This is a genomic window from Neisseria canis (assembly GCF_900636765.1).
Taxonomy (GTDB): Bacteria; Pseudomonadota; Gammaproteobacteria; order Burkholderiales; family Neisseriaceae; genus Neisseria; species Neisseria canis.
Genome location: NZ_LR134313.1, coordinates 1374015 through 1397683, shown reverse-complemented (window position 1 = coordinate 1397683; position 23669 = coordinate 1374015). Strand labels below are relative to the sequence as shown.

The 23669-nt window shown below is 48.0% G+C and carries 20 protein-coding genes and 2 tRNA genes; 11 read left to right on the top strand and 11 right to left on the bottom strand.

The window, feature by feature from the left end:
* Nucleotides 1–4 precede the first annotated feature (4 nt).
* Nucleotides 5–982 carry an IS30 family transposase gene (locus EL143_RS06580; RefSeq protein WP_126326548.1) on the top strand — a complete coding sequence of 326 codons (978 nt, stop codon included), beginning with the start codon at nucleotides 5–7 and terminating at the stop codon, nucleotides 980–982.
* A 60-nt stretch (nucleotides 983–1042) separates the two neighbouring features.
* On the opposite strand, the gene EL143_RS06575 is transcribed toward EL143_RS06580, so the two are convergent.
* From EL143_RS06575 to EL143_RS06555, 5 genes are all read right to left on the bottom strand, one after another.
* A complete protein-coding gene (locus EL143_RS06575) occupies nucleotides 1043–2428 on the bottom strand; it encodes an alanine/glycine:cation symporter family protein (RefSeq protein WP_085417108.1) in 1386 nt (461 codons plus the stop codon).
* Nucleotides 2429–2795: 367 nt separating this feature from the next.
* Complete coding sequence (gene apaG, locus EL143_RS06570) at nucleotides 2796–3167, bottom strand: Co2+/Mg2+ efflux protein ApaG (protein WP_085417107.1); 372 nt, start codon at nucleotides 3165–3167, stop codon at nucleotides 2796–2798.
* 19 nt (nucleotides 3168–3186) lie between these two features.
* Nucleotides 3187–3681 (bottom strand): phosphatidylglycerophosphatase A family protein, encoded by a 495-nt coding sequence (locus tag EL143_RS06565; protein WP_085417109.1) that lies wholly within the window; start codon nucleotides 3679–3681, stop codon nucleotides 3187–3189.
* Nucleotides 3674–4630: a thiamine-phosphate kinase gene (gene thiL / locus EL143_RS06560; RefSeq protein ID WP_085417106.1), complete on the bottom strand. Its 957-nt coding sequence runs from the start codon at nucleotides 4628–4630 to the stop codon at nucleotides 3674–3676. The genes EL143_RS06565 and thiL overlap by 8 nt, the downstream gene beginning before the upstream one ends.
* A gap of 386 nt (nucleotides 4631–5016) precedes the next feature.
* A complete protein-coding gene (locus EL143_RS06555) occupies nucleotides 5017–5769 on the bottom strand; it encodes an OmpA family protein (protein ID WP_085417105.1) in 753 nt (250 codons plus the stop codon).
* 443 nt (nucleotides 5770–6212) lie between these two features.
* On the opposite strand from EL143_RS06555, the gene EL143_RS06550 reads away from it, so the two are divergent.
* The gene (locus tag EL143_RS06550) at nucleotides 6213–7163 is read left to right on the top strand and encodes a CysB family HTH-type transcriptional regulator (RefSeq protein ID WP_085417104.1); all 951 of its coding nucleotides are present in this window, start codon (nucleotides 6213–6215) and stop codon (nucleotides 7161–7163) included.
* Between the two features lie 81 nt (nucleotides 7164–7244).
* On the opposite strand, the gene EL143_RS06545 is transcribed toward EL143_RS06550, so the two are convergent.
* A complete protein-coding gene (locus EL143_RS06545) occupies nucleotides 7245–8504 on the bottom strand; it encodes a glutamate-5-semialdehyde dehydrogenase (RefSeq protein WP_085417103.1) in 1260 nt (419 codons plus the stop codon).
* Between the two features lie 143 nt (nucleotides 8505–8647).
* Nucleotides 8648–10054, bottom strand: coding sequence for an oxygen-independent coproporphyrinogen III oxidase (hemN, locus tag EL143_RS06540; protein ID WP_085417102.1), 1407 nt, complete (start codon nucleotides 10052–10054; stop codon nucleotides 8648–8650).
* 188 nt (nucleotides 10055–10242) lie between these two features.
* On the opposite strand from hemN, the gene fnr reads away from it, so the two are divergent.
* Complete coding sequence (gene fnr / locus EL143_RS06535; protein WP_085417101.1) at nucleotides 10243–10974, top strand: fumarate/nitrate reduction transcriptional regulator Fnr; 732 nt, start codon at nucleotides 10243–10245, stop codon at nucleotides 10972–10974.
* Between the two features lie 265 nt (nucleotides 10975–11239).
* Nucleotides 11240–12082, top strand: a complete 843-nt coding sequence (gene htpX, locus EL143_RS06530; RefSeq protein WP_085417100.1) for a protease HtpX — start codon at nucleotides 11240–11242, stop codon at nucleotides 12080–12082.
* Between the two features lie 68 nt (nucleotides 12083–12150).
* On the opposite strand, the gene EL143_RS06525 is transcribed toward htpX, so the two are convergent.
* Nucleotides 12151–13542, bottom strand: a complete 1392-nt coding sequence (locus EL143_RS06525) for a 3'-5' exonuclease (RefSeq protein WP_085417099.1) — start codon at nucleotides 13540–13542, stop codon at nucleotides 12151–12153.
* A 115-nt stretch (nucleotides 13543–13657) separates the two neighbouring features.
* Between EL143_RS06525 and EL143_RS06520 the strand changes: the two genes are divergently transcribed.
* The 3 genes from EL143_RS06520 (at nucleotide 13658) to serB (ending at nucleotide 14802) form a co-directional block, all read left to right on the top strand.
* Nucleotides 13658–13734: transfer RNA gene (locus EL143_RS06520), tRNA-Arg, on the top strand.
* 11 nt (nucleotides 13735–13745) lie between these two features.
* Nucleotides 13746–13820, top strand: a tRNA-Glu gene (locus EL143_RS06515).
* A gap of 142 nt (nucleotides 13821–13962) precedes the next feature.
* Nucleotides 13963–14802 (top strand): phosphoserine phosphatase SerB, encoded by an 840-nt coding sequence (serB, locus tag EL143_RS06510; RefSeq protein ID WP_085417098.1) that lies wholly within the window; start codon nucleotides 13963–13965, stop codon nucleotides 14800–14802.
* Between the two features lie 77 nt (nucleotides 14803–14879).
* Here the strand turns inward: serB and EL143_RS06505 are convergent, their stop codons facing one another.
* Nucleotides 14880–15494 (bottom strand): glutathione S-transferase family protein, encoded by a 615-nt coding sequence (locus EL143_RS06505; RefSeq protein ID WP_085417097.1) that lies wholly within the window; start codon nucleotides 15492–15494, stop codon nucleotides 14880–14882.
* A gap of 199 nt (nucleotides 15495–15693) precedes the next feature.
* On the opposite strand from EL143_RS06505, the gene EL143_RS06500 reads away from it, so the two are divergent.
* The 4 genes from EL143_RS06500 (at nucleotide 15694) to ispH (ending at nucleotide 19137) form a co-directional block, all read left to right on the top strand.
* A complete protein-coding gene (locus EL143_RS06500; RefSeq protein ID WP_085417096.1) occupies nucleotides 15694–16239 on the top strand; it encodes a TM2 domain-containing protein in 546 nt (181 codons plus the stop codon).
* A 118-nt stretch (nucleotides 16240–16357) separates the two neighbouring features.
* Nucleotides 16358–17056, top strand: coding sequence for a 16S rRNA pseudouridine(516) synthase (locus tag EL143_RS06495; protein ID WP_085417095.1), 699 nt, complete (start codon nucleotides 16358–16360; stop codon nucleotides 17054–17056).
* A 610-nt stretch (nucleotides 17057–17666) separates the two neighbouring features.
* Entirely contained in the window at nucleotides 17667–18179 is a 513-nt protein-coding gene (gene lspA, locus EL143_RS06490; protein ID WP_085417094.1) for a signal peptidase II, read from the top strand.
* Nucleotides 18180–18201: 22 nt separating this feature from the next.
* Nucleotides 18202–19137, top strand: coding sequence for a 4-hydroxy-3-methylbut-2-enyl diphosphate reductase (gene ispH / locus EL143_RS06485; RefSeq protein ID WP_085417093.1), 936 nt, complete (start codon nucleotides 18202–18204; stop codon nucleotides 19135–19137).
* Nucleotides 19138–19367: 230 nt separating this feature from the next.
* Here ispH and gap read toward each other — a convergent pair whose 3' ends face one another.
* Nucleotides 19368–20399, bottom strand: coding sequence for a type I glyceraldehyde-3-phosphate dehydrogenase (gap, locus tag EL143_RS06480; RefSeq protein WP_085417092.1), 1032 nt, complete (start codon nucleotides 20397–20399; stop codon nucleotides 19368–19370).
* A gap of 486 nt (nucleotides 20400–20885) precedes the next feature.
* On the bottom strand, nucleotides 20886–23669 hold the full coding sequence (ileS, locus tag EL143_RS06475; protein ID WP_085417091.1) for an isoleucine--tRNA ligase: 2784 nt from the start codon (nucleotides 23667–23669) through the stop codon (nucleotides 20886–20888).

Genomic DNA, 23669 nt, shown 5'->3' with positions numbered 1-23669 from the left:
TGCCATGAGCTACACACAACTGACCCAAGACGAACGATACCACATCCAATACCTGTCCCGCCACCACAGCATCAGCGAAATCGCCAAACTGCTTAACCGCCACAAAAGCACCATCAGCCGCGAAATCAAACGGCACTGCCCACAAGGGCAGCAATACAGTGCCGAAAAAGCCCAACAGCAAAGCCGGCTTACCAAACAGCGTAAGCGAAAACCCTATAAGCTCCATTCCCGGCTGATTCAACACATCGACACCCTCATCCGACTCAAACTCAGTCCCGAACAAGTGTGCGCCTATTTGCACAAACACCACCAAATCACACTCCACCACAGCACCATTTACCGCTATCTGCGTCAAGACAAAAGCAACGGCGGCACTTTGCGGCAGCATCTCAGAATAGCCGGCAAATCCTACCGTAAACGCTACGGCAGTACATGGAGCAGAGGCAAAGTACCCGACCGCGTCGGCATTGAAAACCGACCCGCCATCGTCGACCAAAAATCCCGCATCGGCGATTGGGAAGCCGACACCGTCGTCGGCAAAGATCAGAAAAGCGCATTACTGACCTTGGTCGAGCGGGTTACCCGCTACACCATCATCTGCAAGTTAAAGAACTTCAAAGCCAAAGACACTGCCAACGCCGTCATCAAGGTATTGAAGGCGCATAAAAACAGGGTACATACCATTACCATGGATAACGGCAAAGAATTCTACCGACACATCCGAATAGCCCAAGCATTGGAGGCGGAAACCTATTTTTGCCGCCCCTACCGTTCTTGGGAAAAAGGACTGAATGAAAATACCAACGGACTCATCCGCCAATATTTCCCCAAACAAACCGATTTCCGCAACATTAGTGAGCGGGAAATACGCAGGGTTCAAGATGAGCTGAACCATAGGCCAAGAAAAACACTTGGCTATGAAACGCCAAGTGTTTTATTCTTGAATCTGTTCCAACCTCTACTGCCTGAGTGTTGCACTTGAAATTCGAATCTAAGCCTGTCTGAAAAGTTTCAGACAGGCATTGATCCGGCTCCATGCAAATTAAGGCAATTCACCACTTGCACGTTTGGCTTTGAAATCTTTGGTTTCCTTAACAATCACGCCGGAGAGCAACACCAGCGCAATCAGATTCGGCACCGCCATCAAGCCGTTGAAGGTATCCGCAGCCGCCCATACCAAATCCAAGCTGGCTATTGTACCCACCATCACGCTGGCCACATAGATCACGCGGTAAAGATTGGCAGAACGGTCGCCGAACACATAGGCCGCACATTTCTCGCCATAATAACACCAGCCCAAAATAGTTGAATATGCAAAGAAAATCAAACCGATGGTTACAATCCAACCGCCCGGGCCGGGTAAAAGCTGGTCAAACACCTTACCTGTCAATACCGCTCCGGTAACGGCCTTGCCGTCTTCGCCCAACAGAGGGGTAAACTCAGTGCCGTGGGTCAAACCCATCACCAACACAATACCGGTAATCGAACACACCACAATAGTATCTAAAAACGTACCCGTCATTGATACCAAAGCCTGACGCACAGAATGGTCTGTTTTGGCGGCAGCGGCCGCAATCGGCGCAGAACCCATACCTGCCTCATTCGAAAACACACCGCGCGCCACGCCGTAGCGGATAACCGTACCGATTGCACCGCCGGCAATCGCCGTACCCGAAAACGCATCGCTCATAATCATGCTGATGGCAGAGCCCACTTTATCCAAATTCAAAGCGATAATTACCAAACCGCCTGCCACATAAAGCACGGCCATCACTGGCACGATGAACGATGAAGCCGTTGCAATACTGCGGATACCGCCGAGCACCACAATCGCGGTTAACACAGTCAGCACCACGCCGGTATAAACCTGATCCACGCCGAAGCTCGAATGCACTGCCTGTGCAACGGAATTCGACTGAACCGAGCTGCCGATACCGAACGAAGCAATCGTACCAAACAAAGCAAACAGCATGGCCAACCATTTTTGCTTAAGGCCGTATTCAATGTAATACATCGGCCCGCCCGACATTTCGCCTTTGACATTGGTAATGCGGTATTTTACCGCCAACACACCTTCGCCGTATTTGGTGGCCATACCGAAAATAGCGGTAACCCACATCCAAAACACCGCACCCGGCCCGCCTAAAATAACCGCAGTAGCCACACCGGCGATATTACCGGTACCGATGGTTGCCGAAAGCGCAGTCATCAAAGCACCGAAATGCGAAATATCGCCTTCATGGTCCGAGCCGTCTTCTTTTTTCGGATGCGGAAAAAAAGCCAGTTTCAAAGCATAAGGCAGCATAGAAAACTGCAAGCCGACAAGGCGGATGGTCAGCAAAACACCTGTGCCGACCAGCAAGGCCAACATTACCGGCCCCCAAACCCAGCCGCCTACCATATCAAAAAAATTCTTCAGGCCTTCCATCTTTCCTCCTGAAATTCTAAGTTCTTGGTTATGTGTTACTACTTCCGGCATCCGGATGTAATTGCCAAATCAATTTAAAACAGCATTAAGCGGCAAACCCACGCTGCTTTACAGTAATCTAACAATGGCGCCGGACTACCCCCAACCATTCAAAACGCACTAACCTTTCAACAAACAACTTTATCAAGGTTCATCATATTCCTGCGCTTCAAACACAGATGCGCATCATTTCAGCACAAGGAATTAACTAATGCAAGCTTAAATTTACTTTTAGTTACAGAGCATGGATAGCAAAAGGCTGCCCGAACATTTTCAGACAGCCCTTTCAACCAACCAATATGCCATATATAAGTGATAAAACAATACCTTACTGAAGCATAATATTGGCTTTCAAATCAAATTCCGGAATCTGCACCAAAAACCGGCCGCCCATATCGTCTTCAAATTCATAATACCCTTTCATACTGCCCCACGGAGTGGAGAGATGAGCACCGCTGCTGTATTCAAAATCATCTCCCGGATAAAGCGTAGGCTGCTCGCCCACAACACCTTTACCGGATACTTTCTCCACATCACCGTGCGCATCGGTAATTTCCCAAAAACGGTTTTTCAAAGTTACGATATCACCGCCGTGATTGCGTATTTTGATGTGATAAGCAAATATATAACGGTCTTTAACTAAATTACTCTGGTCTGCCAAATAGCGCGGCTCCACAATCACCTCTATAGAATTTTCCATCAGTCATTCTCCCTATTTTTCAGACAGGCATCATCATTCGGGCTATCTGCAACACCAATATTGCAAACATTGCCGCAATCACATCATCCAACATAATGCCGAAACCGCCGTGCACCCTACGGTCAAACCATTTAATCGGCCACGGCTTCAACATATCAAACAATCTGAACACCACAAACGCAGCCAACCACCAGCCCCAACTGCTCGGCACCCATGCCAACACCAGCATCATCGCCACTATCTCATCCCACACGATACCGCCGTAATCCTGTATGCCCAACGCCCGTTCGGTTACATTACAAATCCAAATCCCCAGCACAAACAATAGCAAACACAGCAACGACAATCCAATGGCAGACCAGCCCAACGCCATCAGCAGATAGGCCATAGGTAACGCAGGCAATGTGCCGAATGTGCCCGGCATAAACGGCGCCAAACCCGTGCCGAAACCGAATCCTACAAAGCATACCGGTCGTTGCAAAAGCCAACGCAAGCTTGGTTTAAACTCAGCCAAAATGATCAAATCCCGTTTTATTCAAATGAATTTCGTTACCGGCATGGTCTAAAATCTGCAAGTGTGTTCCTTCAACAATCTTGCCGATACGGGCAACCGGGGTATTCGAAGCCTCTCCGGCCGCCAAAATCTGCTCACGCGCAGCTTTGGGAGCGGTAAACAATAATTCATAATCATCCCCACCGCTTAATGGCCAAACACGGAGCTGCTCAACCGTTGAACATTCGCGCAATGCAGGAAGCACGGGTACACAATCCGCCCAAAGTTCCGCACCCACTTTTGAAGCCTTCAAAATATGCCCCAAATCCTGCACCAGTCCATCAGAAACATCTTGAGCAGCATGTGCCAACATTAACAATTCACACCCCAAAGCCACCCGCGGAACAGGCCTTAACAACTTCTCCCTGCAAGAGCGCCACACATTCTCCGGAAAAACCGCCTTACCCCAAAAACCATCTAAAGCCGCCGCCGCCATACCCAACCAACCGGACACCCAAATATCATCACCCACCCTCGCCGAAGAACGCCTCAAACCTTGCCCTTTAGCCACTTCACCAACAATCGTGATATTGAAAGTTAAATTACCTCTAGTCGTGTCTCCACCGATTAAGGTGATACCATATTGACTCAATTGCTCAAATAAAGTGCCGCAAAACTCACTCAACCAAACCTCATTCAGCTCAGGAAAAGCAGCACTCAATAAAACCCAACGCGGCATAGCGCCCATCGCAGCCATATCCGACACATTAACAGCCAAAACCTTATGCGCAATATCCGCAGGCGCAGCATCTGCAAAAAAATGCCTGTCTGAAATCAGCATATCGCTGCTGAAACACAAATCATATCCGGCATGAGGACGCACTATGGCCGCATCATCTCCGATTCCCAGCAACACATCACTATCTTGCTGCTTGGCTAAAAAATTATAAATAAACTCGAATTCCGTCATGATTGGCCATTTTCAAATTAACACTTCTTATTTTGTATCACTTTTAATCCCTTACCGCTTCAATGCCTGTCTGAAAACAGTTGATGATTATAATCAAGCATCAAAAACATTAACAAGATAACAATCCAAACCCTACCGGGTAAAAAGCTCAGCTATTCTTACTTTAAAACGCCAATTTCACTATTTTCAATTGATAGCCGTTATATTTATTTTTTAGTTATACAACAATATTATCACATTGTTACAGTATTACACTCTTTCTCATTTAAATGGTTCGCATAGTTAACTCTTAAAGCCAACACAGCTCACCTTCTTGCAAATACTTTTCAGACAGGCATCAAAAAGCCCTGCAAAATATGCAGGGCTCTAAAACTATCTATTAAATATTACGGACGGGTAAAGCCGTGATATTTATTTTCCGGAGGAGTCGGATGCCAGCCGCTGTCTACATCAGAGCGCTCACCTTGAGCAGCTTGACCTTCAGAAACTTGTTTGGTTACCAAAGTGCGGATCTTAACATCTACGCGACGGTCAGGTTCGATACATGCGATCAAAGCAGCGCGACGTTTAGCTTTAGATACTTTTTTGCCCAGTTTAGCTACTTCAGCTTCACAAGTAGCAGTCATACGCGCTTGAGACTCACCCAAACCAACAGCGCTTACTTTAGAAGCAGCTACACCGCGGTTAACCAGGTAGTTAGCCACTACGTTAGCACGCTCTTGAGACAGATTTTGGTTGTATTCGTCAGAACCCATGAAGTCGGTATGACCTTCAACGCGCACACCTTCAACGCGGGCGTCAGACAAGCGGGTTGCCAAGTTGTTCAGAGTTTCGGTAGCTTCTGCACGCAGTTTGTATTTATCGAAGTCAAACAAGAACTTAGCAGACAAAGCTACAGTTTCTTCTTCATACTGAGGCGCAACAGGCGCTGCGGCAACAGCGTCACCACATTCTACACGGCCTTGGGCGTCTTTATCGAAATAACCGTCACGCCAGCACTCGCCGTAGTTGTTGCGTACAACTTCGTGAGACTCGCGGCTGATTACATAGCCGTCTTTACCGTGCGGTTCGCTTGCCATAGCGTTGCCAGAAGCGATAGCGGCAACGATCAAAGCACCTAATTTAAGCTGTTTGGTCATTATTATTCCCTCATCTAAAGATTGCCGTACAACAGTAACCCCTAATCGGCTTCTGCTATACATCACAATATACAGGCTACAGCACTCAGCCGCAGCAATTCGGATATTTCAAGTTTGCACTATAAAGAAGCCGAGCACAAACTGTCAATAGCGAAATGTTTTATACGGCTGCCTAAAAGCCCGCTTCCTAGTTATGAACTATGCCGAAAAATCAACTTCGTGTCATTTATTTGGAAGCAAAACAACCTACATTCTTTATTGCAGTTGTACAAAAGCAACATCGGTATCGCTGTTTTTTCTTTCTATTGTGTTTTAGATGATTCGATAATTTGAGTAAAAACAAACTCTTTATCAGCCTGTCTTTGAGCATGCCCAGCAATCTTACGGCAACTGTGATACATTCCTTTCCCTCTTTACTTAATAAAGCTTAGACCCTCAAAGTCATGAAATTACAACAATTGCGTTATGTGCTGGAAGTTTACCGCCATAATTTAAATGTTTCTGCTGCTGCCGATGCGCTTTTTACTTCACAGCCGGGCGTTTCCAAACAGATACGGTTATTGGAGGAAGAACTCGGCGTTCAAATTTTTATCCGCAACGGTAAACGCATTATGTCCGTTTCCCCTCCCGGCAAAGCAGTATTGGCAATGGCGGAGCGTGTTTTGCATGATGTACACAACATTAAAAATATCGGTAAGGAATTTACCGACCATAACAGCGGCGTATTGACGATTGCCACCACGCATACGCAAGCCCGCTATGTGCTGCCTTCCGTGATTGCCGAATTTGTGGAAAAGTATCCCAAAGTGCAGATTTCAATCAAACAAGGCAGCCCCGCGGCACTGGCTCAAATGGTTTTATCCGGTGAAGCTGATTTTGCAATCACTACAGAACCCATTGATAATTTTGAAGAATTACGCAGCATAGCTTGCTCTAAATGGTCTCACGGCATTGTGGTTCCCGACGGGCATCCGCTGCTTAGTGCAGTTGAAACGATGCTGCTTCAAGATGTGGCGGCGTATCCGCTGATTACTTATGAATTTGCATTCAACAGCAACTCAAGCATTTCACACGCCTTCAGAAAAGCAAAGATTGAGCATCCCAATGTTGTTTTGGCTGCATCGGATACCGACGTACTCAAAACTTACGTCAAACTCGGCTTGGGCATAGGCATCATGGCCCAGATGGCTTTTGAGCCGGATACGGATCACGGCTTGCAGCTGATAGATGCTTCCCATCTTTTCGAACCTTCCTACACGGCTGTTACGCTTCGGCCTGATTCTTATCTGCGCGGTTATACATACGAATTTATCAATATGTTCTCTCCCGGGCTGACCAGAGAAAAAATTGATAAATTGCTTTATGAACCGATTGAAGAAGATTTTTCTATCTAACCCAACGTTCGTTATCTGCCACACACAAATGCCTGTCTGAAAACCTTTTCAGACAGGCATTGTCAGCTTGGAAAACAATTGCTACCGGCGAATCTGTCCGTTACCTAACACAACCCACTTTTGGCTGGTTAAACCTTGCAGACCCACAGGGCCGCGAACGTGGATTTTATCGGTGGAAATGCCGATTTCCGCGCCCAAACCGTACTCAAAACCGTCTGCAAAACGGGTGGAAGCATTAATCATTACGCTGGCGCTGTCCACCAGACGCAGAAATGTTTGGGCATCGGTATAAGACTCGGTAACGATGCTGTCAGTATGATGGCTGCCGTGTCTGTTGATATGGGAAATGGCTTCAGCCATATCGCTCACGATTTTAACTGCCAATACCGGGGCGAGATATTCGGTATCCCAATCTTCGGCGGTTGCCGCTTTGATATTTTTCAATATCGACAATGTGCGCGTACACCCCCGCAGCTCCACGTTTTTTTCTGCATACTTTTCTGCCAAAACAGGCAATATTTCTTCCGCTCGCTCCTGATGAACCAACAGGGTTTCCATAGTGTTGCATGTGCCGTAGCGGGAAGTTTTCGCGTTAAATGCGATGTCAACCGCTTTAGCTTGATCCGCGGCTTTATCGATATAAACGTGGCATATGCCGTCAAGATGCTTAATCACAGGTACGCGCGCTTCCGCAGATATGCGGGCAACCAGATTTTTACCGCCGCGCGGGATGATGACATCTATTAAATCGGGGCTTTGCAGCATGGCGCCCACGCCAGCCCTGTCGGTATGCTCAATAAATCCCACCGCATCCGGCGGCAGACTGTTGGCTTTCAATGCTTGGGTAATGAACTTGGCGATGGCCGAGTTGCTGTGAAACGCTTCGCTGCCGCCGCGCAAGATACAGGCGTTGCCTGACTTCAAACACAAAGCAGCCGCATCAACAGTAACATTCGGGCGTGATTCGTAAATAATGCCGATCACACCGAGCGGAACGCGCATTTTGCCGATTTGCAACCCGTTGGGACGGGTGCGGAATTCGTCCATCTCGCCAACGGGGTCGGGCAGCGCGGCAATCTGGCGCAAGCCTTCACACATACTGTCGATGGTGCTGCCTGTGAGCTTCAGCCGATCGAGCAATGCGGCATCCAACCCTTTTGCTTCGGCGGCTTTCAAGTCTTCCGCATTGGCGGCAATGATTTCGGCTTCGTGTTGTTTAATCAGCTCCGCCATATGTAGCAACGCTGCATTTTTTTGCGCGGTAGTCGCTGCGGCAAGCCGGTAATAAGCTTCTTTGGCAGCCTGTGCTTTGGCGCGGACATATTCTTGTATATTTTGCATGGATGCCTCTATTTTCTGTTTTCTGTGATTGGTTTTGCATCAATATTATAGAAATCTGTCTGATTTGCAAGCCGGGAATGTATGCTGGCAAACAATGCCTGTCTGAAAAAGTTTTCAGACAGGCATTTTCGTTTTAAGGCGGTTTATACGGTTTGCGAGTATTTCACTTTGGTTTCCCTATGCCGCAAATGGTAATCGAATATCATGGCGATATTGCGGATAAGGAAGCGGCCTTTGGGGCTGACGGTAAGGCTGTGTGCATCAAAATCAAGCAGCCCCAGTTGCGCCATTTGCTCTAAATCCTGAAGCTCTTGTTGGAAATACTCGCCAAAACGGATACCAAACTGGCCTTCATAATCGGAAAACTCAAGTGAAAAGCGGCACATTAAATCTTGGATAATCCGGCGTCGCAATATATCGTCCTGATTGAGCCGGTAGCCGCGCATAACAGGCAGGCGGCCTGCATCAAGAGCGGCATAATAAGCTTCGATGTCTTTTTCGTTTTGCGCATACATATTGCCGATTTTGCCGATACTGGACACACCGATGGCAACCAGATCACAATCGGCATGGGTTGAATAGCCTTGGAAATTGCGTTGCAGGCGGCCTTCGTGCAAGGCAATGGTCAATTCGTCGGAGGGCTTGGCAAAGTGATCCATGCCAATAAACTCGTAGCCGCGCGAAGTGAGGGTTTGCACGGCGTATTGGAGAATATCGAGCTTCTCTTCGCTGCTCGGCACACTGGCGGTATCGATGCGGCGCTGGGGCTTGAAAATATGCGGCAGATGGGCATAGTGATACAGCGCCAAGCGGTCGGGATCAAGCGACAACACGGTTTCCAAAGTAGACTTTATGCTGTCGGGCGACTGATAGGGAAGACCGTAAATCAAATCAACGCTCACGGATTTAAACCCGGCTTCACGCGCAGCCTCAATAACCTCCCGGGTTTCTGCTTCCGTTTGAACGCGGTTAACCGCTTGCTGCACTTTAGGGTCGAAATCCTGAATGCCCACACTCATGCGGTTAAAACCGAGCCTGCCTAAGTGGCGCACCGTATCCCGGCTGACCTTTCTCGGATCGATTTCGATTGAATACTCGCCGGCAGGCATCAGGGTAAAATATTTACGTATCATAGAAAATACGCGCTCAATTTGGCCGTCGCTCAGAAAAGTGGGCGTGCCGCCGCCAAAGTGGAGTTGGGCGAGCTTGCGGCTGCCTTTCAAATGCGGCGACAAAAGCGCCATTTCACGCTCCAGATAGCCTATATAAGCATCGGCTCTGCTTGTGTCTTTAGTGATGATTTTATTGCAGCCGCAGTAATAACAAATGGTATTACAGAAAGGAATGTGGATATAAAGCGATAAGGCTGGGTCGGCAGCCTTATTCTGCCTTCCGGCCAGCGCCGAGAGATATTCTGCTTCGCCGCAGCTGGAATCAAAACGGTCTGCAGTGGGATAAGACGTATAGCGCGGGCCGCTGGCCGGAAGGCTGGCTATCAAACGGCGGTCGAATTCAGGCAGGGCTTGATTGTGTATTGCGATGGTTTTCATAAGAAACTGCTTTAATTTTATAGGCTTTGAATGTTTTTGACGGTTGACGGGCGTTTTCCATAGTCAAACGGAAACCCGTTTGATAGAATGCGTACATTATGAACAAAAAGCCTTGATATGCGTCAAAAACGCATAAACAAAACAATAAGAAATAAGGATGATTTAAACCGTAAACCGGATATGCATTTATGACTACACACACTCCTGCAATTAAGACGTTATGTTCTTCTTGCTCGCTGCGCGAACTGTGCATGCCGATAGGTTTGGTTCCTTCCGAATTCGAGCAGCTGGACTCAGTCATCAAACAAAGCCGCCGCTTGAAAAAAGGCGAATATCTGTTTCGTACCGGCGAGGCCTTCACTTCGCTTTATGCCATCCGCACAGGCTTTTTCAAAACAATGGTGGCCAGCCAAGACGGGCGCGACCAAGTAACCGGTTTTTCCATGTCGGGCGAATTAATCGGAATGGACGGTATTTGCTCGCATGTGCACAGTTGCGATGCGGTCGCATTGGAAGACAGCGAAGTGTGCGAGCTGCCTTTTTCACACATGGAGGAATTGGGCAAAAAAATTCCTACCCTCCAAACCCATTTCCTCCGCCTGATGAGCCGGGAAATCGTGAAAGACCAAGGCGTTATGCTGCTTTTAGGCAATATGCGCGCGGAAGAACGGATTGCGGCATTTTTATTGAACCTTTCCCAGCGCCTGCAAATACGCGGTTTTGCAGCCAATGATTTTATCCTGCGCATGTCGCGCGAAGAAATAGGCAGCTATCTCGGCTTAAAACTGGAAACGGTAAGCCGGACATTATCCAAATTCCATCAGGAAGGCCTGGTGCAAGTTGAGCACAAACATATCAAGCTGCTGAATCCCGAAGCATTAAAGCAGATGGTTTCCGGTTGCTCGCATGCGGTGGAATGAACATCCGCCCGCAATATGATTAAAGCCGTCAACAATGCCTGTCTGAAACTGTTCAGACAGGCATTGATTCTATAAACGCGGCACAAATAAATTTTATCTGCTCAGATAAAGATTCCGTTTCAAAGTTATACACAACAAACAACAAAACCCGTGCAAATTTGCATACCTTTTCCCAAAGCGTGCTGTTTCTTATCCACTGTTTTTGCGAAAATACCCCCACTGTTTTGAGATAAAGCAACACACATACATTCAAGAAGGGAAACTTGTGAAACGCATTTTCTTATTTCTGCTGACCAATATCGCCGTTTTGGTGGTTATCAGCATCATTTTAAGCATATTAGGGTTAAACGGCGATCCCAACAACATGGCCGGCTTACTTGGCTTTTCCGCCGTCATCGGTTTTACCGGCTCGATTATTTCGCTGCTTACTTCCAAAATGGCAGCGAAACGCGCCGTAGGTGCCGAGGTGATTACCCAACCGCAAAACGAATTGGAAGCATGGTTGCTGAATACCGTAGAAGCCCAAGCGCGCCAATGGAACCTGCAAACACCCGAAGTTGCCATTTACGATTCCCCCGAACCCAATGCTTTTGCCACAGGCCCGAGCAAAAACAATTCTCTGGTTGCTGTAAGCACCGGCTTGCTGAACAACATGACCCGCGATGAGGTTGAAGCGGTTTTGGCACACGAAATGGCACACGTCGGCAACGGCGATATGGTTACGCTTACCCTGATTCAAGGCGTGGTGAATACTTTTGTGATTTTCCTTTCACGCATCATTTCCAATATGGTCGCCACCAATGACCGCGGTGAAACCAATGGTGGCATTTACTTTGTCGTCAGCATGATTTTGCAGGTTTTATTCGGCTTTTTGGCCAGCATCATCGTCATGTGGTTCAGCCGCCAGCGCGAATACCGCGCGGATGCCGGCGCAGCCAAACTGGTCGGCACGCCCAAAATGATTGCCGCATTGCAGCGCCTTAAAGGCAACCCGAGCGACTTGCCGCAGGACATGACGGCTATGGGCATTGCCAGCGAAGCCAAAGATTCGCTCTTGAGCACCCACCCGAGCTTGGATAACCGCATCGCACGATTGCAAAATATGTAAACCGCTCTAAATCACCAATGCCTGTCTGAACATTTTCAGACAGGCATTTTCAATATCGCAAACCGGCATTAACCCAACATCTTCACGACACGGCTGCCCATCTTAAACTTCGTTTTCAACACGGCCGGCAAGCTTTCGTCAAAATACCAACTGCCGTCCGGCAGCGACAATGCACCGCCTGCGCAATGAAATGTAAAGCACTGCCCGCTTAAGCCGTCCGTTTCCGTGATTTCAACCTCATGCATCTTCCCCCAGTCCGCCACGGGCAGCAATCCGGCGCTTGCCAACACCCGTTCGTTATGCAGCGGGTTGCCGCCCTCCGAAGCGCAACCACCCCTGCATTTTCCCGCAACTTCCATCGGACACGGCACGCCGCATATATAAGTTTGCGGCAAAATATCCAAAGCGGAAGGGCACAAACCCATTTCCGCCGCCCACACCGTTAACGCTCTTTTGGCAGACTTTTTATGCAAAAACAAACCAAAAGGCTTCTGATGATGTTTGCCGAAATACAAAGGCTCGATTTTTGCCTGCAACGCGCCGGCTTCATCCGGGCGGAAACGCACCGTCAAATAAGTTTTCATCCCCTGTTCGTGCTTCAAACCGTATTCATTGGCCAATTGCGCTTTCAGCCAAAGCGCATGCAAACCGCCTACTGCGGGAATAAAACGCACTCTTGCAGCCCGCTCCGCATAATCCGGCCTCTTTACATGCAAATGAGATGCCACCGCAGAGAAAACGTGTTCATGCTCACCCATATGCAGCGCCTGCCCGCCCTTATCCAACCAAACCAACACACCGTGCCGATCCGGCAGTGCGTAGAGCTGGTCGGTCAAATCAGGAGACAGCCAAGCAGGCAACATTTTCGGATTCATCAATGCCCTGCTGCGCGCTTCAAACTCTTGCACCCCACGTTCAGACAGGGCTTTCTCCAAAAATTCGGCTAAGGCCAGCACATCAGCCATCGCACGGTGGCGCTGCTGCATTTCGATACCGCAGCGCTCGATGATGCTGTCTAAATTATGTTTGTGGAACTGCGGATAAAGTTTGCGTGAAAGCTGCACCGTACACAAAGCCGGAGCCGCAAAATCCATACCGGCACGCTGAAACTCATGCCGCAGAAACGTATAGTCGAACCTGCTGTTGTGCGCCACCACCACGGCGCCCTGCAAAAACGGCAACAGTTCTTTTGCCAATTCAGCAAAAACAGGCGCATTTTTTACCATCCCGTCGTCAATACCCGTTAAACCGGTAATAAACGGCGGAATCGGCATTTGCGGATTGACGAGCCATTCACGCTGCATCACCCTGCCCTGCTCAAAACGAAGCATAGCCACTTCCGTGATGCGGTCTGCCAACATATTACCGCCGGTGGTTTCCAAATCCACAATCACCACCGGCCGCCCCAAACGGGCAAATGCAGCAGCCAGCAAAGGCCATCTGCACTTCACATCCGACATAACTAAATTTCCATGAAATTCAAACAATAATTTTATATTCTACCTTTTCTGCACACTTTCCGCGATAAAATAGTTGACAAGATTTCCCCCAATCCATAAAATAGCAATCTTTCTCGCACCCGTAGCTCAGTTGGATAGAGTATCTGGCTACGAACCAGAGGGTCGGGCGTTCGAATCGCTCCGGGTGCGCCAAAAATCTATCCGCGCCCATCGTCTAGCGGTTAGGACATCGCCCTTTCACGGCGGTAACCGGGGTTCGATTCCCCGTGGGCGTGCCAAATATTGAAATCCCTGAACAAATGTTCAGGGATTTTGTTTTACCTAGAAAAATCAATGTCCGTCCCGCCAACGTTTGTTTCCTCATACTTTTCAGACAGGCATTAGGCTATAATCGGCCTTATTTTTCCGAACTCATTGATTATGAAGCCCCACGTTCTCGTTCTTCAACATCCCACTATCGCATCCTGCGATTTAAGCCGGCTTGCACGCCACATTTCCATACCGACGGCACATCTCCCAACCAGCATACGTATCCCCGTTACCGCCGGCTTTTCCTTGCCCGATGACATTGCACAGCATTTAAATGAGCAAAAAATCGATTATGCCGTATTGCCCGATATGAAATTCGAAGAACTCGGGCTGATTGTGAGCGATATGGACTCTACGCTGATTACGATTGAGTGCATCGACGAAATAGCGGCGGGCGTGGGTTTGAAAAACCAAGTTGCCGCCATCACGGAGCGCTCCATGCGCGGCGAGCTGGATTTCGAACAATCCCTGCGCGAGCGTGTAGGCTTACTCAAAGGCTTGCAAGAACATGTCTTGCAAGAAGTTTACGACCAAGTGTTACAGCTCTCTCCCGGAGCCGAATACCTACTGGCCGAATGCAAAAAACACGATGTAAAGTTTATGCTCGTCTCCGGCGGCTTTACCTTTTTTACCGACCGCCTCAAAAAACGGCTTGGTTTGGACTATGCTTATGCCAATCAACTCAGCAGCGAAAACAGCATCTTAAACGGCCAACTCAACGGACGAATCATCGATGCCAAAGCCAAAGCAGATTTACTTACCGAGCACCGCAATGCATTAGGATTGGAAGCTTGGCAGGTAGTGGCCGTAGGTGACGGCGCCAACGATATCCCCATGCTTGAAGCAGCGGGCATCGGCATAGCCTATCGCGCAAAACCCAAAGCCCAAGCCCATGCAGACGCCTGCATCAACCACCATGGTTTGGAAGCTATACGCGGCTGGTTTGCCTAGTTTGAATCAACACGTAACAATGCCTGTCTGAAAAACAGTTTTCAGACAGGCATTGTTACATATCAAACCTTTTAAAACTACAGCAACCCTTGCTTGCTTAAAGCCTGCTGCACCCCTTCGTCAGACTCCATGCGCAGATAAAAATCCGTAAACGCAGGATAAATGCTCAAATCCAAGCCAAGCCCCTTAGCCCAGCGCAAGGTTACATAAAGATACACATCCGCAATGGTTTTCTCCCCGGCCAAATAAGGCTGCTTACTCAGCACCTCGTGCGGATAGTTATACAGCATAGTCACCCGACCCGCCGCCACCGCACGCAACTTCGCCTGCTCTTCCTCCCCATCCACAAAACGCTGTGGCGCAAACAAAAGCGAAAATGCCGGATGCAGGTCGGCATTCGCAAATGCCAGCCACTTCCGCGCTTCAGCCCTATGCTTCGCATCACCACCGCCCAATATCAAAGCTTTCGGGTAAAGTTCGTGGACATATTCCAAAATCGCAATATTTTGCGACAAGGCCCGGTCACCTTCTTGCAAAACAGGCACACTTCCCATCGGATTCAAAGCCAAAAATTCCGGTGATTTGATTTTATCGCGCGGCACTTCTACCGCCTGATAATCGGCACCGGCCCATTCCAAAGCAACCTGAGGCACCAACGAACATGCTCCGGGCAAATAATATAGGGTCAACATATTCCTTATTCCTTGTGCTAACAATACAACAAAATAGCCCGATATTTTACACCATCCGCATAAAAATAAAGCACCAACACCCGCTTATCCCATATTTATAACTTTTATAAATAATTTTCTATTTGATTTTTTACTTAAATTAAAATAACCTAAGTTATACATAAAAAATAAATATTCAATATTCAGAAATGTATCACTCATGAAAAATCTTTACAGCTTACTCAACCTTCCCGCCGGCGCCGACTCACAACAAGTCAGCAAAGCCGTTTTACGCGCAGCAGAGCAAGAGCTGTTATCGTTGCAGCAATTGCGCGAAATCCGGGATACATTATCCACCCCGATTGCGAAAGCCGAGTATGACGTAAAGCTATTCCAAACTCATCCCGATCTTAGAGAAACATTGGCGCACCCTCCCGTTGACACCGAGCCTGCTGAAGAAGAAACCGTTTCCAACGATAACCATAACGACTACTTAATCTTTGTTGACGAGCATCCGCTCTCACCTTCAGAGAAACAACGCAAACGGATGCGCACCGTCCATAAATCTACCTACATCATCAGCGGCTTTTTCGGCGGCATATTCGGTTTACACCATTTATTGGTAGGCGACCGCGCCTCCGCAACCGTGCATCTGATCCTTTCCCTAACCCTTATCGGCCTGCCGGTAATGTTTTTCAAATCGCTCATCGACATCTACCAAGCATCAGCCCAAGTGCCTGATGAAAACGGCATGATCAATCTATAATCCGGCATCAACATCACTGAAGAGCGTTTATCACAATGCCTGTCTGAAATTCACACTTTCCTTTTCAGACAGGCATTTTTACAATAAACACTGTTTCAAACATCACCTACACCTAACTATGCAGCTTTTAAAATACATCCAAGCCCAAGGCCTCGGCAGCCGGAAAACCTGCCAATGGCTGATTGAAAACGACTGTATCGAAATCAATGGAATAACCGCCAACCAACCCAAAAGCATCATCAATCCGGATGATGTTACAAGCCTTTCGGTCAACGGGAAACCTTTTACTGTTATCCCCCAACCTTATTTTTATATCCTGCTCAACAAACCGGAGCACTACGAAACCTCACACAAACCGCGGGACTACCCCAGCGTATTCAGCCTGTTCCCCGAACACATGAGACAAATCGGCATGCAGGCAGTCGGCCGTTTGGATGCCGACACCACCGGCGTGTTGCTGATTACCAATGACGGCAAATTCAATCACAACATGACATCCCCCAGACAAAAAGTGACCAAGCTCTACCAAGTGACCCTCAAGCACCCCGCAGACCAAACTTTATGCGCATTATTGCAAGAAGGTGTTCTGCTGCATGACGAAAATGAAACCGTAGCCGCGGCCGCTGCGGAACTAAGTACCCCGACCACACTGCTGCTCTCCATTACCCAAGGCAAATACCATCAAGTAAAGCGCATGGTTGCGGCAGCAGGCAACCGCGTGGAGAAACTACATCGCTTGCGTTTCGGCAGCTGGGAAGCAGACAAGCTGGCACCCGGAGAATGGTGTTTTATCAAACCGGATGAAAAACTTAAATAATTTATTAATTTAATCGCTTATATTTCATAGCGTTATAATTCAAAATATTCTATTTACATTGTTTAACATATTATTTTTGGAACTATTCATGCAACTGCCAGTCATACAAGCACTTACTTTTCATAGAGTAAGTAAGTGAGTAAGACGTTTTCCCCGTAATGTGTTTGGCCATCTATACTTTCCCCTTGGTATAGATGGTTTTTTTTATCCGAAAAACCATATTAGTCTATGCAAGCAAATTAAACCGCTTTAAACTTTGATCTGTGTCATTTAAACCAAACTAAATAACCGCTTGTCAATTATTTATACCTTTAAGCTTTTTTTTCCCGATTAGCCGGGAACTAATTTATTATTCGCCCTGTCTGATAGACGTTACTTGCTAACCGCAAGTAAGTGAGTAAGACGTTTTCCCCGTAATGTGTTTGGCCATCTATTTCATATCCCTTGATTTAGATGGCGTTTTTTTTGTCTGTTTTCCCCACGCTTGTTTCAGACAGGCATTCCCTCTTTTCCAACCGCCTTAAAATAAGTTTTTGATTTCATAAATTAACCCCAGCATCAAAACGAATCAGGTAAAATGGCAGCCCTAATCGAATCACCACTGAAACATATGAATAACACAAAACAATCCTATATCGGCTACTGGATGCTTGCTATCTTTGCCATTGTGCTTGATCAAATCAGCAAACAAGTAATTATCAAAAACTTTCAAGAATACGAACGGGTCAATATTATTCCAAACTTTTTTGATCTGACAAGGGCTCACAATACCGGCGCCGCTTTCAGCTTTCTGGCCGATGCAGGAGGATGGCAGAAATTCTTCTTTATCGGCTTGGCCATCGCCATCTGCGGCTATCTGGCATGGGAAATTACCAGAAACCAGTTCGGCAAACTTGGGAAAATCGGTGCATCTATGATTATCGGCGGGGCGATAGGCAATGTTATCGACCGCTTTCAGCATGGCCATGTAATTGATTATTTTCTATTTTATTGGCAAAGCTGGCATTACCCCGCTTTTAATGTAGCCGATAGCTTTATTGTGGTCGGTGCCGCATTATTGGTTGTGGACGGTTTTAAAAACAGCAACAAAAAAACTGCTCAAGAGCAACACGTTACCCATTAACACACCTTCAAAATATTTAATCATGGCAGACAAAACCATTATGTTGGCCAACCCGCGCGGCTTTTGCGCAGGCGTTGACCGTGCAATCAGCATTGTAGAGCGCGCCCTTGAAGAATTCGGTGCCCCGATTTATGTGCGGCACGAAGTGGTGCACAATAAATTTGTGGTCGACAACCTTCGTGAAAAAGGCGCAGTTTTTATCGAAGACTTAGCCGATGTTCCGGAAGGAGCCACACTCATTTATTCGGCTCACGGTGTATCAAAAGCGGTACAAGAGGAAGCGGAAGCGCGCGGTTTTCAGGTTTTTGATGCGACCTGCCCTTTGGTTACCAAAGTGCATAAAGAAGTAGCCCGTTTAGATGCCCAAGGCTATCAGATTATTATGATAGGCCACGCAGGTCATCCTGAGGTGGAAGGAACGATGGGGCAACTCCCCGAAGGAGCCATGCTGCTGGTTGAGACCGTAGACGATGTCGCCAAGCTGCAAGTAGCCGATCCGGAAAAGCTTTCGCATGTTAGCCAGACCACGCTTTCGGTAGACGAAACCAAAGATATTATCGCAGCGCTGAAGGCACGTTTTCCCAACATACGCAGCCCTCATAAAGAAGACATTTGCTATGCCACAACCAACCGCCAAGAAGCTGTGAAAAATTTGGCGGATGAATGTGACATTATTATCGTTGTCGGTTCGCCCAACTCTTCCAACAGCAACCGTTTGCGCGAAGTAGCCAAATTGCGCGGCGTGGATGCTTATATGGTGGACAACGCTTCTTACCTGAAACAAGAGTGGTTTAAAGACAAAAACAAAGTCGGCATTACCGCCGGTGCATCCGCGCCGGAAGTATTGGTTCAGGAAGTGATCCGCACCATCCAAGATTGGGGGCATCAAACGGTGGAAGAAGGAGCCGGTGTGGAAGAAAGTATTGTGTTTGTGTTGCCGAAAGCTTTGAGAAAATAACCCCCATGCCGCAATAAACAAACAATGCCTGTCTGAAAATTTTCAGACAGGCATTGTTGTTGCCAAAGCAAATAAACTTAACTTGTTACAGTCTTGCTGTGCTCCAGCTTAAAAAGAACACTTGTATGTAAGACGACAAAGCAGCAACCACCAACCTTATACCATTTGCTCAGAGACGTGCTGCCTTCTATCAAAAATAAGTTATTTGCCGTAACGGTTTTTATTCCGTGTTATCCATTAAAAGGGCGCACTTCCAAGCCAAACATCGCGCGTGCGGTGTTCAACATCTGGCAGCTAAAGCCCCACTCGTTGTCATACCATGCGAATACTTTAACAGAATTGCCGGCAACCACTTTGGTCAAGGTAGCGTCAAAAATGCTGGCTTCAGTAGTGTGGTTGAAATCCATAGACACCAAAGGCAAGGTGTTGTAGCCTAAAACGCCTTTCAGGTAGCCTTCCGAAGCCTCTTTCACGATTTGGTTAACTTCTTCGACAGAAGTATCGCGTGCTGCGGTGAATGAAAGGTCTACCAAAGACACGTTGATAGTCGGCACGCGGATGGCCAAACCATCCAACTTGCCTTTCAACGAAGGCAATACCAAGCCCACGGCTTTAGCCGCACCGGTTTTGGTAGGAATCAGGTTTACCACGCCGCTGCGCGCACGGCGCAAGTCTTTATGGCGCACGTCGGTAACATTTTGGTCATTGGTGACAGAGTGAATCGTGGTTACCACACCTTTTTCGATACCCAAACCGTCGTTCAAAGCTTTAGCCACCGGAGACAGGCAGTTGGTGGTACAAGAAGCATTGGATACCACAGTCATTTCAGGTGTAATCACATCGTGATTCACACCATATACTACGGTTGCGTCCACGTCGGATTCGCCGGGAGCAGAAATCAATACTTTTTTGGCACCCGCTTCCAAATGCGCCTGTGCTTTGGCTTTGCTGGTAAATGCACCGGTACATTCCATCACCAAATCCACACCCAAATCTTTCCAAGGCAACTCCAAAGGATTGCGGGTAGAAAAGAATGCAATGGTTTTACCATTGATAATCAGGTTGTTACCATCATGCTTCACATCCGCATTAAAGCGGCCGTGCACAGTATCAAACATGGTTAAGTGGGCGTTGGTTTCCAAAGAACCGCTGGCATTTACAGCCACCACTTCCAATTGATCTTCCAATTTGTAATCATAGATAGCGCGCAATACTTGGCGGCCGATACGGCCGTATCCATTAATGGCAACTTTAATGCCCATCGTGTATTTCCTTTTTGATTTTGTTGGTTTGTACAAATTTAATCAGTCTACTAAAAACAGAGCAAAGTGATCATCAGATACGCCAACGCTGTTACTGCTCAAAGTGGCTTAACTATCTGCCTCATGCAGCGACCGCGCGCATTATAGCAAAAATGTAGTCAAGTGTAATTAACCTCATCATGTTTTTCTTTAGCAAACCGAAAACATTTCAACGATTCAGAATGCTATATATCAAATTAAGATATAAGCATATTCATCTTTGTGTACAGTTTATAACACATTGCTACAAACAATTATGCTTGAACAAACCGAACGGTTCATACGGCACCATACGCGGGCTTTCAAACCATTCATCAATCATATTCAGCGAGCAAACTTTATTTCTGAACGATATCGCAGCCTTATGCCAGCAGTAAGCTCATTAATAAAAATGCCTGTCTGAAAGCTTTTCAGACAGGCATTGCAGCAAATCATGCAATCATGGCTTTACGCATAATCGCGATGTTCGCCTGCTCCGTCGATATTATCGGCACAGCGCTTGCAGATGGTCGGATGCCCGTCCACACTGCCGATATCATCGGTGTAATGCCAGCAGCGTTCGCATTTTTCACCTCCGCTGACTTTGGCGGTTACGGCAAGCTCGCTTCCTTTGTTTACCGTTGCTTTAGACACCAGCAACACAAAACGCAGCTCGTCGCCCAATGCTTTCAAATATCCGGCCAAATCTTCAGGCGCGGTAATCTCCACTTCCGCCTGCAAAGAAGAACCAACGGTTTTATCGACACGCAAAGGCTCGATGGCTGCGGTTACAGCCTCCCTTACTTGACGCACCGCTTCCCATTTCCGCACCAGCTCGGCTTCGCTTTTCTCGTTCATAGCAGGGAATTCGTGCAGAGTGTGGAACAATACGCTGTCTTCCTCTCCTCCGCCGATAATGTCCCAAGCTTCTTCGGCTGTAAAACAGAGAATCGGCGAAATCAGCAATACCAAGCTGCGCGTGATGTGGTAAAGCGCGGTTTGCGCACTGCGGCGCGCATGGCTGTCGGCTTTGGTGGTGTACAAACGGTCTTTCAAAATATCAAGATAGAATGCACCCAAATCTTCAGAACAGAATGCCACGATGTCTTTCACGGCAAAGTGAAAGGCGTAACGCGGATAATAATCACCGGCCAAACGCTCCTGCAAACGACGCGCCAACACCATGGCATAACGGTCGATTTCAACCATTTGGTCTTGCGGAACCGCATTATCAATCGGGCGGAAGTCGCTCAGATTGGCAAACAGGAAGCTCAGCGTATTACGGATGCGGCGGTAACTTTCCGTTACACGCTTGAGAATTTCCTTGGAAATCGCCAGCTCACCGGAATAATCGGTAGAAGCCGTCCAAAGGCGGAGAATATCGGCACCGAATTCGTTGTACACCTCTTGAGGCGCCACTACGTTACCCAACGATTTGGACATCTTACGGCCGTTTTGATCCACCACAAAGCCGTGGGTTAACAATTGTTTATAAGGCGCACGGCCCACTGCGGAACAGCCCGTTAGCATGGAAGACTGAAACCACCCGCGGTGTTGGTCGCTTCCTTCAAGATATAAATCCGCCGGCCACACCAGCTCTTCCCGCTGTTTCAGCACGGAAAAATGTGTGCTGCCGGAATCAAACCACACGTCCATCGTATCGGAAAGTTTGTCGTATTGCTCGGCTTCGTCGCCAAGCAACTCGCGTTTATCCAAAACAAACCATGCTTCAATGCCTTTTTGTTCGATACGCTTGGCCACTTCTTCCAACAATTCGGCAGAACGCGGATGAAGCTCTCCTGTCTCCTTGTGAATGAAGAAAGTCATGGGCGTGCCCCAGTTCCGTTGACGGGAAACCACCCAATCCGGGCGCCCTTCAATCATGGCTTCCAAGCGGGCGCGGCCCCAGGCAGGGAAAAATTCAGTGTTGTCCACCGCTTTCATAGCTTTGTCGCGCAAAGTTTTACCGTCGGCACCGGTTTTGTCCATACCGATAAACCATTGGCCGGTGGCGCGGTAAATCAGAGGGGTTTTATGCCGCCAACAATGTGCATAGCTGTGTTCGATTTTATTATTGGCCAACAGCTTATTTTCTTCTTCCAGCCATTCGATAATAACCGGATTGGCCTCCCACACGGTCATTCCCGCCACGCGCGGCATTTCGTCAATGTAACGGCCTTCGCTGTTTACCGGATTGTAAAGCTGGATGCCGTATTTCAAGCAGACGAAATAATCTTCCAAACCGTGCGCCGGTGCACTGTGTACCAAGCCGGTACCCGCATCGGTGGTAACATGCTCACCGTTGAGCACCATAATGTCGCGTTCTAAAAACGGATGATTCAAATGCAAATGCTCGAGCTTGCTGCCGCCGGCTTCCGCCAAAACTTGCGTCTGGCCTTCAAATCCATAACGTTTGAGCGCATCTTCGGCCAAGTCTTTTGCCAGCACCAGTTTACCTTTGGGTGTGCCAATCAGTTGGTAAACCACATCCGCACCTGCCGCTATCGCTTGGCTGGCCGGCAGCGTCCACGGCGTGGTCGTCCAGATAACGGCATAAGCTTCCCCGCTGATTTCAGACAGGCCGAAAGCCTTGGCTAAAGCGGTATTGTCTTGAAACAGATAGGCCACATCAATGGCATGGGAAACTTTATCCTTATATTCCACTTCCGCTTCCGCCAGCGACGAGCCACAATCCAAGCAGAACTGAACCGGCTTCTCGCCTCGATAGAGATAACCCGCTTTATAAATCTCCCCCAGCGCACGCACCGTATCGGCTTCGGTTTGATAGTTCATGGTAAGGTAAGGATTGTCCCAATCACCCATCACACCCAAACGGATAAAGTCTTTCTTCTGGCGGGCGATTTGCTCGGCAGCGTATTCGCGGCACAATTCGCGGAACTTGGATGCGGGAATAGATTTACCGTGCAGTTTTTCCACCATCAGCTCGATGGGCAGACCGTGGCAGTCCCAACCCGGCACATAGGGCGCATCGAATCCTGCCAGCGTTTTGCTGCGCACGATGATGTCTTTCAGAATTTTATTGGCGGCATGACCGATATGGATATCACCGTTGGCATAAGGCGGGCCGTCGTGCAGCACAAACTTCGGGCGGCCTTGCGCTTTTTCACGCAATTTTTGATAACGTTTCTGCTCATACCAGCTTTTCAGCCATGCAGGTTCACGCTTGGCCAAATTGCCGCGCATAGGAAACGGGCTTTCTAGCAGGTTCACGGTTTTGCTGTAGTCGGTCAT

What these genes read in the sequence shown, in the direction of transcription:
- EL143_RS06580 (WP_126326548.1), top strand. Translation starts at nt 5, where the DNA reads ATGAGCTACACACAACTGACCCAAGACGAACGATACCACATCCAATAC.
- EL143_RS06575 (WP_085417108.1), bottom strand. Translation starts at nt 2,428, where the DNA reads ATGGAAGGCCTGAAGAATTTTTTTGATATGGTAGGCGGCTGGGTTTGG.
- apaG (WP_085417107.1), bottom strand. Translation starts at nt 3,167, where the DNA reads ATGGAAAATTCTATAGAGGTGATTGTGGAGCCGCGCTATTTGGCAGAC.
- thiL (WP_085417106.1), bottom strand. Translation starts at nt 4,630, where the DNA reads ATGACGGAATTCGAGTTTATTTATAATTTTTTAGCCAAGCAGCAAGAT.
- EL143_RS06555 (WP_085417105.1), bottom strand. Translation starts at nt 5,769, where the DNA reads ATGACCAAACAGCTTAAATTAGGTGCTTTGATCGTTGCCGCTATCGCT.
- EL143_RS06550 (WP_085417104.1), top strand. Translation starts at nt 6,213, where the DNA reads ATGAAATTACAACAATTGCGTTATGTGCTGGAAGTTTACCGCCATAAT.
- EL143_RS06545 (WP_085417103.1), bottom strand. Translation starts at nt 8,504, where the DNA reads ATGCAAAATATACAAGAATATGTCCGCGCCAAAGCACAGGCTGCCAAA.
- hemN (WP_085417102.1), bottom strand. Translation starts at nt 10,054, where the DNA reads ATGAAAACCATCGCAATACACAATCAAGCCCTGCCTGAATTCGACCGC.
- fnr (WP_085417101.1), top strand. Translation starts at nt 10,243, where the DNA reads ATGACTACACACACTCCTGCAATTAAGACGTTATGTTCTTCTTGCTCG.
- EL143_RS06525 (WP_085417099.1), bottom strand. Translation starts at nt 13,542, where the DNA reads ATGTCGGATGTGAAGTGCAGATGGCCTTTGCTGGCTGCTGCATTTGCC.
- serB (WP_085417098.1), top strand. Translation starts at nt 13,963, where the DNA reads ATGAAGCCCCACGTTCTCGTTCTTCAACATCCCACTATCGCATCCTGC.
- EL143_RS06505 (WP_085417097.1), bottom strand. Translation starts at nt 15,494, where the DNA reads ATGTTGACCCTATATTATTTGCCCGGAGCATGTTCGTTGGTGCCTCAG.
- EL143_RS06500 (WP_085417096.1), top strand. Translation starts at nt 15,694, where the DNA reads ATGAAAAATCTTTACAGCTTACTCAACCTTCCCGCCGGCGCCGACTCA.
- EL143_RS06495 (WP_085417095.1), top strand. Translation starts at nt 16,358, where the DNA reads ATGCAGCTTTTAAAATACATCCAAGCCCAAGGCCTCGGCAGCCGGAAA.
- lspA (WP_085417094.1), top strand. Translation starts at nt 17,667, where the DNA reads ATGAATAACACAAAACAATCCTATATCGGCTACTGGATGCTTGCTATC.
- ispH (WP_085417093.1), top strand. Translation starts at nt 18,202, where the DNA reads ATGGCAGACAAAACCATTATGTTGGCCAACCCGCGCGGCTTTTGCGCA.
- gap (WP_085417092.1), bottom strand. Translation starts at nt 20,399, where the DNA reads ATGGGCATTAAAGTTGCCATTAATGGATACGGCCGTATCGGCCGCCAA.
- ileS (WP_085417091.1), bottom strand. Translation starts at nt 23,669, where the DNA reads ATGACCGACTACAGCAAAACCGTGAACCTGCTAGAAAGCCCGTTTCCT.